The following is a 14,469-nucleotide window of genomic DNA, read 5'->3' as shown; positions in this document are numbered from 1 at the left end:
GCCGGACGTGACTGAGCAAGCAACCCAACCGGCCTCTGACCACATCGACCTCGCCGACGCGGAGCGGCGGATCAAGGCGATCTTCATCGGCTCGATCGGCAACCTCGTCGAGTGGTACGATTTCTACGCCTATACGGCCTTTGCGCTGTATTTCGCCCCGGCGTTTTTCCCCGGCAGCGATCCCGTCGTCCAGCAACTGAACGTCGCCGTGGTGTTCGCGGCAACCTTCCTGATGCGCCCGTTGGGCGGTTGGCTGTTCGGCTATCTCGCCGACCATTTCGGCCGTCGCATCTCGCTGACCTTGTCCGTCGTCTTCATGTGCTTCGGCTCACTGATCATCGCGCTGACACCAACCTATGCCACGATCGGCTTTGCCGCGCCGGTGATCCTGGCGCTGGCGCGCGTCATCGAGGGCCTGAGTCTCGGGGGCGAGTATGGCGCCAGCGCCACCTATCTCAGCGAGGTCGCCGATCCCAAGCATCGCGGCTTCTATTCGAGCTTCCAATACGTCACCCTGATCGGCGGCCAACTCACTGCGATCATCGTACTGCTGCTGTTGCAAAAGGTCTTCCTGACGCCCGACGAGCTCAAGGCCTGGGGCTGGCGCATCCCGTTCGCGATCGGCGCAGCGCTCGCGATTTTCGCAGCGGTGATGCGCCGCGGCCTGCATGAGACCGAGGCGTTCGAGGAAGCGAAAAAGACGGTACAGCCGACCGGTTCGCTCACCAATTTGCTGCGCTATCCGCGCGAGCTGCTGCTCGTGGTCGGCCTCACCGCGGGCGGCACCGCGGCGTTCTACACCTTCACCACCTACATGCAGACCTTCGTCAAGCTCTCGGTGGGCCTGACCGCGGACCAGACCACCTTCGTGATCTTCGGCACGCTGGTCTTCGCGACCATCCTGCAGCCGATTTATGGCGCCATCTCCGACAAGATCGGCCGCAAGCCGCTTTTGATCTTCTTTGGTGTCGCCGGCACGCTCGCAACCGTGCCGCTGCTGATGACACTGAAAGAGACCAAGTCCCCGTTCATGGCCTTCATCCTGATCTGCTGCGCCTGGCTGTTCGTCGCCGGCTACACCTCGATCAACGCGGTGGTAAAGGCGGAGCTGTTCCCGACCAATGTCCGTGCGCTCGGCGTCGGCTTGCCCTATGCGATCACGGTCTCGATCTTCGGCGGCACCGCGCCGGCGATCGCGCTCTATTTCAAGAGCATCGGGCACGAGGAATGGTTCTACTATTATCTCGCCGGCATCATCTTCTTGTCGCTCATCATCTACTCCACCATGCGCGACACCAAGCACGCCTCCGCGATGCACCGCCACGAGTAGCCCATTCACGAGTAAACCATGGCCGACGAAACGCCGTCCGACAGCAAGCTGACGCGCACCAAAGAGAAATGGGCCCGCGAGGGCCGTTTCCTCACCGGCAAGATCACGCGCCAGGGGGATCAGCGCCTGCCGCCCGGCCAGCATCTCACCCAGGACTGGCCGGTGCTCGACCTCGGAGTCGTGCCGCCGGTTTCGCGCGAGCGCTGGCGGCTCGACGTCTACGGCGCAATCGAGCACCCCGTGTTCTGGACCTTTGCCGAGTTCGCTGCGCAAAAGCAGGACCAGTTCACCTCCGACATTCACTGCGTGACGACCTGGTCGCGCTACGACAATCAGTGGGAAGGGCTTGCGACGCGCGAGCTGCTCGCGGCCTGCCAGCCGCGCGAGGATGCGCGCTTTGTCACGCTCCATTCCTTTGACGGCTACACCACCAACCTCGCGCTGGAAGACTTTGCCGCCGAGGACGCGCTGCTCGCCCATAGCTGGTCAGGCCAGCCGCTGTCGGACGAGCATGGCGGCCCGGTGCGGCTTGTCGTGCCGCATCTCTATTTCTGGAAGAGCGCGAAGTGGCTTCAGGCCATCGAATTCCTGACCGACGACGCGCCGGGTTTCTGGGAAGTCCGCGGCTATCATAACCGCGGCGATCCCTGGGCCGAACAGCGCTATTCAGGCGATTAGGTTCAAGCAAACACGGGGGAAGCCCATGCCGACGGAACGCTTTCAATTCAACGGCGAAGGCGGTCACCAGCTCGCAGCCGCATTGGAATTGCCCGACGGCGAGCCAGCTGCCTACGCGCTGTTCGCGCATTGCTTCACCTGCGGCAAGGACACGCTGGCAGCAAAGCGCATCTCGGTCGCGCTCGCCGCCAAGGGCATCGCGGTGCTGCGCTTCGATTTCACCGGGCTCGGCTCCAGCGAAGGCGATTTCGCCAATTCGACGTTCTCGTCGAACGTCGCAGATCTCGTGCGCGCCGCCGATCATCTGCGCGATGTCCGGAAGGCGCCGTCGATCCTGATCGGTCATAGTCTTGGTGGTGCGGCGACCCTAGCGGCCGCCGGAAAGATTCCGGAAGCCAAGGCGGTCGTGACCATCGCCGCACCGTCCGATCCCGCGCATGTCACCGGCCTGTTCAGCGAGCATCTTGACGACATCCGCAAGCAGGGGGAAGTCGAAGTCTCGCTCGCGGGTCGGCCGTTCCGGATCAAGCGCGAATTTCTCGATGACATCGTCGAGCATGAGCTGATGAAGGATGTCACCGGCCTGCACAAGGCGCTGCTGGTGATGCAGTCCCCCGTCGACGACACCGTCGGCATCGACAATGCAACCAGGATCTTCGTTGCGGCGAAGCACCCCAAGAGCTTCGTCTCGCTCGACCACGCCGATCATCTGCTGACGAAACCGGCCGACGCGCTTTATGCGGCAGACGTGATCGCGGCCTGGGCCAGCCGCTATATCGACACGGCGAGACCTGCGAAGGTGGCGGACCTTCCCGAAGAGCCGCGCAGGGTCGTGGTGCAGGAGACCCGCAAGAGCAAGTTCAACCAGATCATCACGGTCGGGCCGCATCATCTCGTTGCGGACGAACCGGTCGCCGCCGGCGGTGAGGATGCAGGCCCCGGACCCTATGATTTCCTGCTTGCCGGTCTCGGCGCTTGTACCTCCATGACCATGCGCCTCTATGCCGACCGCAAATCGCTGCCGATGGACCGCGTCACCGTCACGCTGAAGCATTCCAAGATTTACGCCAAGGACTGCGCCGAGTGCGAGACGCGGGACGGGATGCTCGACCAGATCGAGCGTGACATCGCAATCGACGGCGCGCTCGATGCCGAGCAGCGCAAGAAGCTGATGGAGATCGCCGACAAGTGTCCGGTGCACCGGACGCTGACTTCGGAGATCCGCATCGTCACGAAGGCCGTAGACTAGCGCTCTAAAAGCACGACGCCATCGTTCGCACCGCCGCGCTGATCTCGCCCTCGCGCCAGGCCGCAAAGCCGAGCAGCAAGCCGTGATCGCGTGGCTTGCCGAGCGCCAGGCTCGACAAGGCCCGCGTTTCGACGCCTGCTTCGACCAACCGCTTCACCGCCGCCTGATCGGCCCGGCCGCGCTTGAGCCGGGCAACGAGCTGGATGCCGCCCGATGGCACTTCGGCCGAGAGCACCTCACCGAGGTGACGCTCCAGTCCCTCGACAAGATGATCGCGACGCGCGTGATAGAGCCGGCGCACCCGGCGCAGGTGCGCCAGGAAATGCCCGTCGGCGATGAACTCGGCCAAGGCTTCCTGGATGTGGCTGGAGGCGATCAACCCGATATGCCGCTGCGCAATCTCCAGGGTTCCGACCAGCGCGGGCGGCGCGACGAGATAGCCGAGCCGGATATCCGATGTCATCGCCTTTGAGAACGTCCCCACATAGAACACGCGGCCATGGGCATCGAGCCCCTGCAGAGCCGGCACCGGCCGGCTGTCGTAGTGGAATTCACCGTCATAGTCGTCCTCTACAATCCAGGTCTTGCCGGGCCTGCTTGACCTCAGAAACTCGGTGCGGCGAGCCAGCGACATCAGCCGTCCAGTCGGGTGCTGATGCGATGGCGTCATGAAGACGAGTTTTGGCGCGGCCGTTTCCGGCATCTGCTGCATGCCCTGCTCATCCAGCCTCATGCCGGTGACATGCGCGCCGGATGCACGGAAGGCCGCCGCGGCGCCGGGATAGCCGGGGTCTTCGACACAGACCTCGTCGCCAGGCACGACGAGAACAGCCGCGATCAGGGTCAGTGCGGCCTGCGCGCTCGGCAGGATCATGATCTGGTCTGCCGTGGCCCGAACGCCCCTGCTGGTCGCGAGATAATGCGCCAGCGCCTCGCGCAGGCGTGTGCGGTTGACCGGACCAAGCTCACGTGTGCCAGCACGCACGGCGCTACGGCGCAGGCAGCGTGCCCACACCTCGTTCGGAAACTCCCGCGCATCCCCGTGGCCGGGACGCAACGGCTTCAGTCGAGCCTGATAGGACATCGGCCAGTCGGTTTGCGTGAGCTGTGAAGCCCAGGGCGAGAGCTGCCGCCTCGCCGAGCGGACGCCTGAAGCTGCAGCGATGGTTCCTCTCACCCGCCCGCCACCGTCGACCATCACCACGGGACGACGACCATGCGACGCCTCGAGATATCCTTCGGCGGCGAGTTGCTCGAACGCGTAGGTGACGGTGTTGCGCGAGACACCGAGATCGCTCGCAAGCTGACGGCTCGACGGCAGTTCGCGGCCCTTGGCGAGACGTCCGGCCGCGATCAGGCCCCTGAGCTGACCCGTCAGCTGTGCCACCAGCCCTTCGTCACCGGCGCGATTCAGGTCGATCAGTGTCGAGATCACACTTTCCGCGACTGGCACCCTATTTCTCTCCAATCTGGCACTTTTTCAGGTGCCAATCCGGATGCTATCCACCGCATCGGACTGCTTCAAGGATTTTGCGATGAACTCCCTCTCGCCTCGCGCCGCCGTCGGCCTGTTCCTCGTCATCGTGCTGGCCTGGGGCGTGAATTGGTCGGTGACGAAGCAGCTCGTTCAATTCGTTCCGCCGCTGTGGACGTCGGCGATCCGGAGCTGGATCGCGCTGGCCGGGTTGTTCGTGATCCTCGGATCGAGCAATAATCTGGTGATTCCGGAGCGACGGGACGTTCCCGTGGTACTGAGCGTCGCGCTGCTGCACATGACGATATTCTCGGTCCTGGTTGCGGCCGGTGTGCGCTTCCTGCCGGCGAGCAAGGCCATCGTACTCGGCTACACCACGCCGCTCTGGGTCGCGATCGCCGCCCCTCTGCTCGGCAAGGACACGCTGACGGCACCCAAGGTCGCGGGCGCCCTGCTCGGCTTGATCGGGCTGGCCGTGATCCTGAACCCGACGTCGATCGACTGGGCCAACCGCAATGTCGTGCTCGGCGCCGGCATGGTCATCCTGGCCGCGATCTCCTGGGCCGCCAACATCATCTATATCCGCGCACATCGCTGGATTGCCTCGCCGCTCCAGCTCCTGATCTGGCAGGTGCTCGTCGCAACGATCGTGCTCACAGGCGCGGCGGTCGTCATGGATGGCCTGCCGCATGTGGAATGGTCGTGGAAGCTTGTTCTGCTGTTCCTGTATTCCGGCCTGATCGGGAGCGCGCTGGCTTATTGGGCGATGTCGATGGTCAACAGGAGCATCTCGGCGCTGACGACGGCGCTCGGCACCACCGGGACGCCACTGGTCGGCATCGCCAGCGCGGCGGTGCTGCTGGGTGAGCCGATCGACAGGAGTCTCGCCATCGCAGCTGCGCTGATCGTCACCGGCATCGGTCTTGCGACCCTCGGCGACCGTGTGCTGCGCCGTCAGGCCACCGCGAGCGGCTGAACGCGCATGTTCCCACGCAGACCCGCCGTCGTGCCGAGCAGTATGCCGGCGACGGCGACGAACGAACCGAGGGCGAGCGTCGACATGCCGGTGAGCCCCTGCCCGATCGAGCAACCGAACGCCATCACGCCGCCGATGCCCATCAGCGCGGCGCCCCCGGCAGAGCGCAGCATGTGGCGGGGCGATGAATAGCCTTCGAGATGGAAGCGGCCGGTGGCGAGCGCGGTGACCAGACTGCCGGCAAAGACCCCGCCAACGGTCGCGACACCGAAGTTCAGCGTCAGGCCGGTCGAGAGCATCGCGTATTGCAGGCTATCGGCGATCGGCGCAATGAAGGTGAGCGACGTTACCGGGACGGGATTGAAATCATCGGCGCCGAGATAGCCGGTGACGTACCAGCCACCGGCGACAAGCAGGCCGACGATGATGCCCGCTGCGATCTGGCCCGGCGAGCGGCGGAACGTCGGATGGGCGAAGGCAAACAGGATCAGCGCCACGACGATCGCGGCTGCGGCCAATACTCGCGAAGCAGCCTCGGTGACGCCGAGCGTTGCCAGCAGCGACGGCAGCGAATTCGCGTTCACAGTCGTTTGCGACGCCTGGACGAGCGCAATTCGCGCCGGCGCGATCAAGCCTTTGAGCGTCATCTGCGCCGCGATAGCGAGCACGATCACGACGACGAAAGAGCGGAGATTGCCGCGCCCAAGCAGCACCAGCGCGCGCGATCCGCAGCCGTTCGACAGCACCATGCCGTATCCAAACAGCAGGCCACCGAGGAACAGCACGGGCACCGAGAATGTCTGCTGCAGGTAGATCGACTTGCCGAGATCGACCGTGCCTTGGCCTGCGAGGAACTGGCTCGCGGCAATCGCGACCGCGATCGCCAGCGCGTAGCTCCGCACCAGCCGCCCGTCTCCCTCCGCCAGCCATCCGCGCATGCTGCTCATCAGGCAGAAGCCGCTGAGCAAGCCAACGGCTCCATAGATGAGGCCGATGGCAAGGCCAGCGAGGATGACGAGTTGAGTGGGATCCATGATCAGGGCTTCAGGATCACGCGATCACGCGAAGAGCCGGCGACCGCAGCATATGCTTCCTTGGCACGCTCGAGCGGATAGACGGCACTCGCCTTGATCGGGAACGGCTTCAAGTGCCCGCTCGCGAAGCCCGGACCGAGCTCGCGCAGCACGGCGCCGGTTGCGATCGAGGACAGCCCGAGCGTGTCGATGCCGACATAGGTGTGCTGCCCCCGATAGAATTCGAGAATGTTGAACTCCACGATACGGTCGATCGCAGCGATCAGGATCTGGCGACCGCGCAGCGCGAGCGACTTGTGTGCGGCCTGAAAATAGGGATCGCCGACCGTGTTGAAGACGATGTCGGCGCCCTTGCCGCCGGTCAGTTCGCGCACGCGCGTCGCGACGTCGATCGCGGAGGCGTCGACCACCTCGATCGGCGTATTGCCATGGCCTTCATAAGCCTCAGGCTTGCGCACCACGCCGACGACGCGCGCGCCCTGCCAGGTCGCGATCTGCACCGCTGATTGCCCGACCTTGCCGTTGACACCGAACACCAGCACGGTTTCGCCGGACTTCGGAATGCCGGCGCGGCGAAAGCCTTCCATCGCGGTGACGAAGGGGACACCAATGCCTGCGGCTTCTTCCCACGATACCGTCTTGGGCTTCTCAACCACGGCATCGGCCTCAACGACGAGATGGCTCGCGTGCGTACCATCACGGCGGATGCCGAGATCACCGGAGGAGCCGAACACTTCGCGCCCTGGTGTGCCGGCAGGCCCATCGATCACCACGCCCGCGTAGTCGCGGCCGGGCGTACGCGGGAATATGGCATAGGGCATCAGCCCGGTCGCGGCCTTGACGTCGGATGGATTGACGGCCGCAGCCTTCACCTCGATCAGCAGATCGTTCGGCCCGCGCGACAGCATATGATGCTCGACCACCGGGGCAACTGCAGCGGCATTCTCGGCCTTGGCATTGAGGCGGACGCAACGCGCTTCGACGGCTTTATCGGCTGGCGACATGGAAAAGACCCGCAATTTCTCGCGGGCCTTGTCGCCTTTGGGGGCGGTCAAGTCAATCCGTCAAGTCAGTCCTTGGCCCGCTTGTCGTAGAGCCGCTTGGCCTTGCCCAACGAGCGTTCCAGCGTCGCCGGCGCGACCACCTGTACCTTGGAGCTGATCCCGATCGTGTTCTTGATATGGGTCGAAATCCGGTCGGCATGATCGACCAGACCCTTTCCGTCCCAGCTCTCTGGCCGCGCCTCTGCGATGATGGTCAGCTCGTCCATGCGGCCCTCGCGCGTCAACTCCATGATGAAATGTCCACCGCACCAGTCGGTCGCAAGCAGCACTTCCTCGATCTGGGTCGGGAACAGGTTGACGCCACGCAGGATGATCATGTCGTCCGAGCGACCGGTCACCTTCTCCATACGCCGCATGCCCGGCCGCGCCGTGCCCGGCAGCAGCCGCGTCAGATCGCGGGTGCGATAGCGGATCACCGGGAAAGCTTCCTTGGTGAGCGAAGTGAAGACCAGCTCGCCCTTCTCGCCATCCGGGAGCACCGCGCCCGTCTGGGGGTCGATCACTTCGGGATAGAAATGATCCTCCCAGATATGCAGGCCGTCCTTGGTCTCGATGCATTCCTGTGCCACGCCGGGGCCAATCACCTCGGAGAGCCCATAGATGTCGGTCGCGTCCATGTCGAAGGCATCTTCGATTTCGCTGCGCATCGCATTGGTCCAGGGCTCGGCGCCGAAGATGCCGACCTTGAGCGAGCATTGACGCGGATCGAGCTTCTGGCGCTTGAACTCGTCCAGGATCGCCAGCATGTAGCTCGGCGTCACCGTGATGATGTCGGGCCTGAAATCGTTGATGAGCTGCACCTGTCGCTCGGTCATGCCGCCGGAGATCGGCACCACCGTGCAGCCGAGCTTTTCGGCGCCGGAGTGGACGCCCAGGCCGCCGGTGAAGAGACCATAGCCGTAAGCGTTGTGGATGATCATGCCGGTGCGGCCGCCGGCAGCGCGGATCGAGCGCGCCATCACATCCGACCAGGTATCGATGTCGCGCCGGGTATAGCCAACGACGATCGGCTTGCCCGTCGTGCCCGAGGACGCATGAACGCGCACCAGCTTTTCGCGCGGCACCGCAAACATGTTGAAGGGATAGTTGTCGCGGAGGTCCGTTTTCACCGTGAACGGAAACTTCGCGAGATCGGACAGTTCGCGAAAGTCGGACGGATGCACGCCGGCCTTGTCGAACGCGTTGCGATAATGCGCGACGTTGTCATAGGCGTGCTTCAGCGACCAGGCCAGCCGCTGCTTCTGCAGCGTCATGATCTCGTCGCGCGACGCGCGCTCCTGCGCATCCATCTCGGCCTTATAGGTGTGGCCGCCGTCCTTCAGCTTCGTCGAAGCCATTCTCGTTTCCCCACACTGATTTGTTCTTCTCTTTATTGGTCTTGCGCCGGCAGCCACGTGCCGGGAATGACACGCGAATGCCCACGGAATTCTGCGATCAAAGTATCGCCTGCGGTGACGCGCACGTCATAGATGCCGGAACGGCCGCTACGGGTGACCTCACGCGCTTTCGCAACGAGGCGGTCACCAAGCTTCCCCGGCTTGATGAAGGTGATCTGGCCTTGCGCTGCGACCACGCGATCATTGTGCGAATTGCAGGCGAAGGCGAAAGCGGAATCAGCGAGCGTAAAGATGAAGCCGCCATGGGCGATCCGCTGACCGTTGACCATGTCAGGCCGCACCGTCATGGCAAGTGTCGCAAAACCAGGACCGACTTCGACGATCTCCATGCCGAGCCCCTTGGAGGCATCGTCCTCCGCCCACATCGCGTCGGCGCAGGCGCGGGCAACATCCTCGGGCGACAGGGTGGCTTTGACGTTCACGCGCTTCTCCGGGCGAATTTCCTGCTCATGATGTTCTGCTCGATAGCCAACACTGTCAAACGTGGTCGTAATCGACCACGACCCGCTCCGACGAAGGTTTGGCCTGGCAGGTGAGCACAAAGCCGGCCTTCAGCTCCCAGGGCTCCAGCGAATAATTGAGCTCCATCGGCGCTTCGCCCTCGACCAGCTTGGCGCGGCAGGTCGAGCACATGCCGCCCTTGCAGGCGAAGGGAAGATCGACACCGGCGCGAAGCGCGGCATCGAGGATCGCTTCGTCCTCGGCGACCGGCACGTCGCGGCGCTTGCCGTCGATGATCAGCGACGCTATGGCCTTCGGCGGCGCATCGGGCGCAACGACCTTCTTGGGCCGCGGCTTGCCGCCGAACTCCGAGACGAAGCGTTCGACGTGAATGCGCTCATCCGCGATGCCGATATCCCGGCACGTCACCTCGACGTCCTCGCTCATGCCGGACGGGCCGCAGATGAAGACGTGATCGACGCTGGCCGCAGGCACCAGCGAACGCAGAAGCACCCTCACCTTGTCGCCGTCGAGCCGGCCATGCAGGATCGGGATGTCCTGCTCCTCGCCGGAGATGACGTGGAAGATCGAGAGGCGATCGATGAAACGATCCTTGAGCTCCTCGAGCGCCTCGAGGAACATGATGTTGTCGGTCTCGCGGTTGCCGTAAAACAGGAAGAAGCGGCTGACCGGCTCGCGTGCGAGGATACCCTTGACGATCGACAGGATCGGCGTGATGCCGGAGCCTGCAGCAAAGCCGACGTGGATACGCCCGCCTTCGGCGGGTGGGACCATGCCAAAACGGCCGGTCGGCGTCATGACGTCGAGTTCGTCGCCGTGCTTCAAATCGTCCGCCGCCCAGCTCGAGAATGCGCCGCCGTCCACCTTCTTTACGGCGATACGAATCTCGCCGTCGTCAGGGCCGGAGCAGATCGAATAGGAACGGCGCACTTCCTCGCCGTCGAGCGTCGTCCGGAGCGTGAGATACTGACCGGGACTGAACGCATAGTCGTTGGCGAGTTCGTGCGGGATAGCGAACGTCATCGAAACGGCGTCTGACGCCTCGCGGCGGAGATCGTTGACGGCCAGGCGATGGAAGCGCGGTGCGGCTGCTGACATCAGGATTGCCCTAGATCTGAGACGTCGTCATTGCGATCGAAGCGAAGCAATCCACAACCCCTCCGCGGAGACATTCTGGATTGCTTCGTCGCTTCGCTCCTCGCAATGACGATGTGGTTGGCATCGTGCGCCTCAATGACACTTGAAGTAATCGAAGGGTTCGCGGCAGGCCTTGCAGCGCCACAGTGCCTTGCAGGAGGTCGAGCCGAATTCGGACAAGACCTCGGTATTCCCTGAACCACATTGCGGGCACGCGACAACCTGCTCGCCGAACAACACACGGCGCGATTGCGAGGCTTGCGGCGGCGCGATGCCGTAGGCGCGCAGCTTCTGGCGGCCCTGCTCGCTCATCCAGTCCGTGGTCCAGGCCGGCGACAGCACCGTGCGCACCTTCGGGCGATGAAACCCGGCGCGCTCCAGCGCGATCTCGATTTCGAGCGCGATCATGTTCATCGCCGGGCAGCCCGAATAGGTCGGTGTGATCGCGACCTCGACATGGTCTCCGTCGAGAACGACATCACGCAGCACGCCGAGATCGGCGATCGTCAGCACCGGAATTTCGGGGTCGACGACGCTCGCAGCGGCGTCCCAGGCGCGCTGGCGCAGCTCACTGTCACGCTCGAGAACCGTCACCATGTCTGCCCCGGGAATGTTCTCTGCATCGATTGCAGCTCCGACAGAAGATGGCCGAGATGCTCGCTGTGACGGCCAGCGCGGCCACCTTGCTGCATCCAGTCGTTTTGCGGCAGCGTCAAAGTTGCTTCACGCGCGACATCGGAAAGCGTCGTCGCCCAGCGGCCGCGCAAGGTACCAGGATCAATGGCGATACCGGCATGGATCAGGGCGCGCTCGCCGTCATCCACGGCAAACATCTCGCCGGTGAAGGCCCAGAGGTGATCGATCGCGCCTTGCGCGCGCGCGTGGCTCTCCTCCGTGCCGTCGCCGAGGCGGATGATCCATTCCGAAGTGTGGCGCAGATGATAGGCGCTCTCCTTCTCCGATTTCGCCGCGATCGCCGCAAGCGTCGTATCGCGTGAGGCCATCATTGCGCGCCAATAGAGGTCGGCGAAGGCGGAATAGAAGAACTGCCGCACCAGGGTCTGGGCAAAGTCACCGTTCGGCTGTTCGACCAGAAGCAGATTGCGGTACTGCCTGACGTCACGCAAATACGCGAGCTTGTCCTCGTCGTTGTCCCCGCCTTCGGCCTTGGCGGCATAGGTGTAGAGTTCGCGGGCCTGACCGATGAGATCGAGCGCGATGTTGGACAGCGCCATGTCCTCTTCCATCATCGGCGCATGGCCGCACCATTCCGACAGCCGGTGACCGAGAATCAGCGCATCGTCGGCACGGCGCAGTGCGTACAGCACCAGCGGCGTTTCGGAGACCTGAATGTTGGCGGCGGCCATCACATGTGCCCCACTTCGTCCGGCACCTCGTAGAACGTCGGGTGCCGGTAGACCTTCGATTCCGCCGGCTCGAACATCATGCCCTTCTCAGCGGGATCGCTCGCAGTGATCGCGGTCGACGGCACGACCCAGATCGACAGGCCTTCGCCGCGGCGGGTGTAGATGTCGCGCGCGGCCTGCAAGGCCATGGTGGCATCGCTCGCATGCAGCGAGCCGACATGCTTGTGTGCGAGCCCGTTGCGGCTGCGGATGAAGACTTCCCACAACGGCGTGTTCGGCGTGGCCATATTGATCTCCTATTCCGCGGCTTGGGCGGTCTGGCGCCGCGCGCGCTTCGCCGCATAGGCCGCAGCCGCCTCGCGCACCCAGGCGCCCTCGTCATGCGACTTGCGGCGCGCGGCTATGCGGTCGCGGTTGCACGGGCCATTGCCGGCGAGCACCTGCTTGAACTCGGTCCAGTCGATCTCGCTGTAGCGCCAGTGCCCATCCGCATCCTGGGTCATGCCGGGATCGGGAATGGTGAGGCCGAGATATTGCGCCTGCGGCACGGTGGCATCGACGAACTTCTGGCGCAGCTCGTCATTTGAGAAGCGCTTGATCTTCCACTTCGTGGAGGTGTCGCTGTGCTGGCTCGTCGCATCCGGCGGGCCGAACATCATCAGCACCGGCCACCACCAGCGGCTCAGCGCGTCCTGCGCCATCGCCTTCTGCTCGTCCGAGCCGCGACAGAGCGTCAGCATGATCTCGTAACCCTGGCGCTGGTGAAACGATTCCTCCTTGCAGACGCGGATCATCGCGCGCGCATAGGGGCCATAGGAGCAGCGGCACAGCGGGATCTGGTTCATGATCGCGGCACCGTCGACCAGCCAGCCGATGGTGCCGATGTCGGCCCAGGTCAGCGTCGGATAGTTGAAGATCGAGGAATATTTGGCTTTGCCCGCGAGCATGGCGTCGACCAGCTCTTCGCGCGAGGTGCCGAGCGTCTCCGCCGCGGCATAGAGATAGAGCCCGTGGCCGCACTCGTCCTGCACCTTGGCGAGCAGCGCGGCCTTGCGGCGCAAGGTCGGCGCGCGCGTAATCCAGTTGCCCTCGGGCAGCATGCCGACGATTTCGGAATGGGCGTGCTGGGAGATCTGACGGGTGAGCGTCTTGCGATAGGCCGCCGGCATCCAGTCATTCGGCTCGATGCGCTCTTCGGCATCGATGCGGGCCTGGAACTGCGCGGCCTTGGCCGCGTCCTCGAGGCCGCGATCGTCGGCCTCGGACGTATTCAGCGCCTGGGTATACATGCGCATTCCTCCCGTTTGTTGGGAGGCAATATATAACAAAAATTACTTCATGCAAGATATTTCTGTAACATATAAATCAGATGCCAAACCTCCTCTCCAGGAGTTTTCGGGCCGGCGGCAATGGGCCCTTCTCATTGGTTCCATGACCATCAAGCCATTGTTCTGACGGGGCAAGCAGCGCGCGATAGATGTCGCCGCAAAGCTCGCGTGCCGCCCTGCCCGGCCAATCCGCCGGCAACAGGCTTTCGGGCAGCAGCGGATCGCGCAGCACGACACGGCGGTAGTAGTGGATCAGCAGGATGCGCGCGGTGAAGGCGTCGGCCTCGGACAGATCCGTGCCGCGCGCGAGTGCGGCGCGGAGCGGCTCGAACGTCTTCATGAACTTCAGATAGGCGTCGGCGGTGCGCTCCAGCGGCCAGCTCGCACTGAGCAGGCGGCGGCCGCTATCATCCTCGGCCGAGACCTCGAGGCGGATGGCGGCCGCAGCCTCCTCCGGCACCGGCACGCCTGACGGCGCGACCCACACGCCCGGCAGCGGGCTGCCGAAGCCGGCATTGCGCAGCGCCTCGCGTGAGGCATCACGATCCCAGCCATTGCCGATCAGAAGCAGCTCGAAGCGACCGGTCCAGTCCGACGGCGGCGGATCGTAGATGTGGCGCGTCGCGGCCTCGAACGTCTCGCGGCCCTTGTCGGCGAGCCGATAAAAGCTGTTGCGGCCGACCTTCTCGCGCGTCAGCCAGCCATCGGCAGCGAGCCGTGACATCGCCGTGCGCACCACGCTGCCGTCGATATCGAGGCCTTCGAAGAACGCCAGCAGCGTGCCGAGCCACACCGAACCGCCGCGCGGCACGATGGCATCGCCGAACATGGTGACGACGATGGAGCCCGTGCGTGACGGCTCACGCTTGAGCTGGTCGATGATGCGAGAGAGCGGATGCGCCATGCGCGAGGCATAGCGCGTTTGGTGCGGGCGCGACAATGGACAGACGCGACGGTCGCGGCGACGGCCGCT

Annotated in this window: 15 protein-coding genes; 4 read left to right on the top strand and 11 right to left on the bottom strand. The window is 64.2% G+C overall.

Features of this window, described 5'->3' with window-relative positions; translation table 11 throughout:
• Positions 1 to 7: 7 nt before the first annotated feature.
• From JQ631_RS03005 to JQ631_RS02995, 3 genes are read left to right on the top strand one after another with little or no spacing between them, the layout of a single operon-like run.
• Entirely contained in the window at positions 8 to 1,330 is a 1,323-nt protein-coding gene (locus JQ631_RS03005) for an MFS transporter (RefSeq protein WP_212323903.1), read from the top strand.
• An 18-nt stretch (positions 1,331 to 1,348) separates the two neighbouring features.
• Positions 1,349 to 2,008, top strand: a complete 660-nt coding sequence (locus JQ631_RS03000) for a sulfite oxidase-like oxidoreductase (RefSeq protein WP_212323902.1) — start codon at positions 1,349 to 1,351, stop codon at positions 2,006 to 2,008.
• Positions 2,009 to 2,033: 25 nt separating this feature from the next.
• Entirely contained in the window at positions 2,034 to 3,257 is a 1,224-nt protein-coding gene (locus JQ631_RS02995) for a bifunctional alpha/beta hydrolase/OsmC family protein (protein ID WP_212323900.1), read from the top strand.
• A 4-nt stretch (positions 3,258 to 3,261) separates the two neighbouring features.
• Here the strand turns inward: JQ631_RS02995 and pdxR are convergent, their stop codons facing one another.
• Positions 3,262 to 4,710: a MocR-like pyridoxine biosynthesis transcription factor PdxR gene (gene pdxR, locus JQ631_RS02990; protein WP_349644953.1), complete on the bottom strand. Its 1,449-nt coding sequence runs from the start codon at positions 4,708 to 4,710 to the stop codon at positions 3,262 to 3,264.
• An 82-nt stretch (positions 4,711 to 4,792) separates the two neighbouring features.
• On the opposite strand from pdxR, the gene JQ631_RS02985 reads away from it, so the two are divergent.
• Positions 4,793 to 5,707, top strand: coding sequence for a DMT family transporter (locus tag JQ631_RS02985; RefSeq protein WP_212323897.1), 915 nt, complete (start codon positions 4,793 to 4,795; stop codon positions 5,705 to 5,707).
• Here the strand turns inward: JQ631_RS02985 and JQ631_RS02980 are convergent.
• The 10 genes from JQ631_RS02980 to paaX all read right to left on the bottom strand — a co-directional run bounded on the left by JQ631_RS02980 (position 5,686) and on the right by paaX (position 14,400).
• Entirely contained in the window at positions 5,686 to 6,741 is a 1,056-nt protein-coding gene (locus tag JQ631_RS02980; RefSeq protein WP_212323895.1) for a YeeE/YedE family protein, read from the bottom strand. The two genes, JQ631_RS02985 and JQ631_RS02980, sit on opposite strands and share 22 nt — an antisense overlap.
• Positions 6,742 to 6,743: 2 nt before the next feature.
• The gene (locus JQ631_RS02975) at positions 6,744 to 7,745 is read right to left on the bottom strand and encodes a quinone oxidoreductase family protein (protein WP_212323893.1); all 1,002 of its coding nucleotides are present in this window, start codon (positions 7,743 to 7,745) and stop codon (positions 6,744 to 6,746) included.
• Between the two features lie 65 nt (positions 7,746 to 7,810).
• A complete protein-coding gene (paaK, locus tag JQ631_RS02970; RefSeq protein WP_212323892.1) occupies positions 7,811 to 9,142 on the bottom strand; it encodes a phenylacetate--CoA ligase PaaK in 1,332 nt (443 codons plus the stop codon).
• Between the two features lie 32 nt (positions 9,143 to 9,174).
• Positions 9,175 to 9,624: a hydroxyphenylacetyl-CoA thioesterase PaaI gene (gene paaI / locus JQ631_RS02965; protein WP_212323889.1), complete on the bottom strand. Its 450-nt coding sequence runs from the start codon at positions 9,622 to 9,624 to the stop codon at positions 9,175 to 9,177.
• Between the two features lie 55 nt (positions 9,625 to 9,679).
• On the bottom strand, positions 9,680 to 10,762 hold the full coding sequence (gene paaE / locus JQ631_RS02960; RefSeq protein WP_212323888.1) for a 1,2-phenylacetyl-CoA epoxidase subunit PaaE: 1,083 nt from the start codon (positions 10,760 to 10,762) through the stop codon (positions 9,680 to 9,682).
• 132 nt (positions 10,763 to 10,894) lie between these two features.
• Entirely contained in the window at positions 10,895 to 11,398 is a 504-nt protein-coding gene (gene paaD / locus JQ631_RS02955) for a 1,2-phenylacetyl-CoA epoxidase subunit PaaD (protein ID WP_212323886.1), read from the bottom strand.
• Entirely contained in the window at positions 11,392 to 12,168 is a 777-nt protein-coding gene (paaC, locus tag JQ631_RS02950) for a 1,2-phenylacetyl-CoA epoxidase subunit PaaC (protein ID WP_212323878.1), read from the bottom strand. Before paaC ends, paaD begins: the two co-directional genes overlap by 7 nt.
• Entirely contained in the window at positions 12,168 to 12,455 is a 288-nt protein-coding gene (paaB, locus tag JQ631_RS02945; protein ID WP_212323874.1) for a 1,2-phenylacetyl-CoA epoxidase subunit PaaB, read from the bottom strand. Before paaB ends, paaC begins: the two co-directional genes overlap by 1 nt.
• Positions 12,456 to 12,464: 9 nt before the next feature.
• Positions 12,465 to 13,457 (bottom strand): 1,2-phenylacetyl-CoA epoxidase subunit PaaA, encoded by a 993-nt coding sequence (gene paaA / locus JQ631_RS02940; RefSeq protein ID WP_212323872.1) that lies wholly within the window; start codon positions 13,455 to 13,457, stop codon positions 12,465 to 12,467.
• Positions 13,458 to 13,533: 76 nt separating this feature from the next.
• Entirely contained in the window at positions 13,534 to 14,400 is an 867-nt protein-coding gene (gene paaX / locus JQ631_RS02935) for a phenylacetic acid degradation operon negative regulatory protein PaaX (RefSeq protein ID WP_212323869.1), read from the bottom strand.
• Positions 14,401 to 14,469 lie beyond the last annotated feature (69 nt).

Source organism: Bradyrhizobium manausense (assembly GCF_018131105.1).
Classification (GTDB): domain Bacteria; phylum Pseudomonadota; class Alphaproteobacteria; order Rhizobiales; family Xanthobacteraceae; genus Bradyrhizobium; species Bradyrhizobium manausense_B.
Note: the sequence above shows the minus strand (reverse complement) of the source record. Positions and strands in the feature narration are given on the sequence as shown.

Excerpts from the sequence above, each read along its gene's own strand:
- JQ631_RS03000 (WP_212323902.1), top strand. The coding sequence starts at position 1,349 with ATGGCCGACGAAACGCCGTCCGACAGCAAGCTGACGCGCACCAAAGAG.
- JQ631_RS02995 (WP_212323900.1), top strand. The coding sequence starts at position 2,034 with ATGCCGACGGAACGCTTTCAATTCAACGGCGAAGGCGGTCACCAGCTC.
- JQ631_RS02985 (WP_212323897.1), top strand. The coding sequence starts at position 4,793 with ATGAACTCCCTCTCGCCTCGCGCCGCCGTCGGCCTGTTCCTCGTCATC.
- JQ631_RS02980 (WP_212323895.1), bottom strand. The coding sequence starts at position 6,741 with ATGGATCCCACTCAACTCGTCATCCTCGCTGGCCTTGCCATCGGCCTC.
- JQ631_RS02975 (WP_212323893.1), bottom strand. The coding sequence starts at position 7,745 with ATGTCGCCAGCCGATAAAGCCGTCGAAGCGCGTTGCGTCCGCCTCAAT.
- paaK (WP_212323892.1), bottom strand. The coding sequence starts at position 9,142 with ATGGCTTCGACGAAGCTGAAGGACGGCGGCCACACCTATAAGGCCGAG.
- paaE (WP_212323888.1), bottom strand. The coding sequence starts at position 10,762 with ATGTCAGCAGCCGCACCGCGCTTCCATCGCCTGGCCGTCAACGATCTC.
- paaD (WP_212323886.1), bottom strand. The coding sequence starts at position 11,398 with ATGGTGACGGTTCTCGAGCGTGACAGTGAGCTGCGCCAGCGCGCCTGG.
- paaC (WP_212323878.1), bottom strand. The coding sequence starts at position 12,168 with ATGGCCGCCGCCAACATTCAGGTCTCCGAAACGCCGCTGGTGCTGTAC.
- paaB (WP_212323874.1), bottom strand. The coding sequence starts at position 12,455 with ATGGCCACGCCGAACACGCCGTTGTGGGAAGTCTTCATCCGCAGCCGC.
- paaA (WP_212323872.1), bottom strand. The coding sequence starts at position 13,457 with ATGTATACCCAGGCGCTGAATACGTCCGAGGCCGACGATCGCGGCCTC.
- paaX (WP_212323869.1), bottom strand. The coding sequence starts at position 14,400 with ATGGCGCATCCGCTCTCTCGCATCATCGACCAGCTCAAGCGTGAGCCG.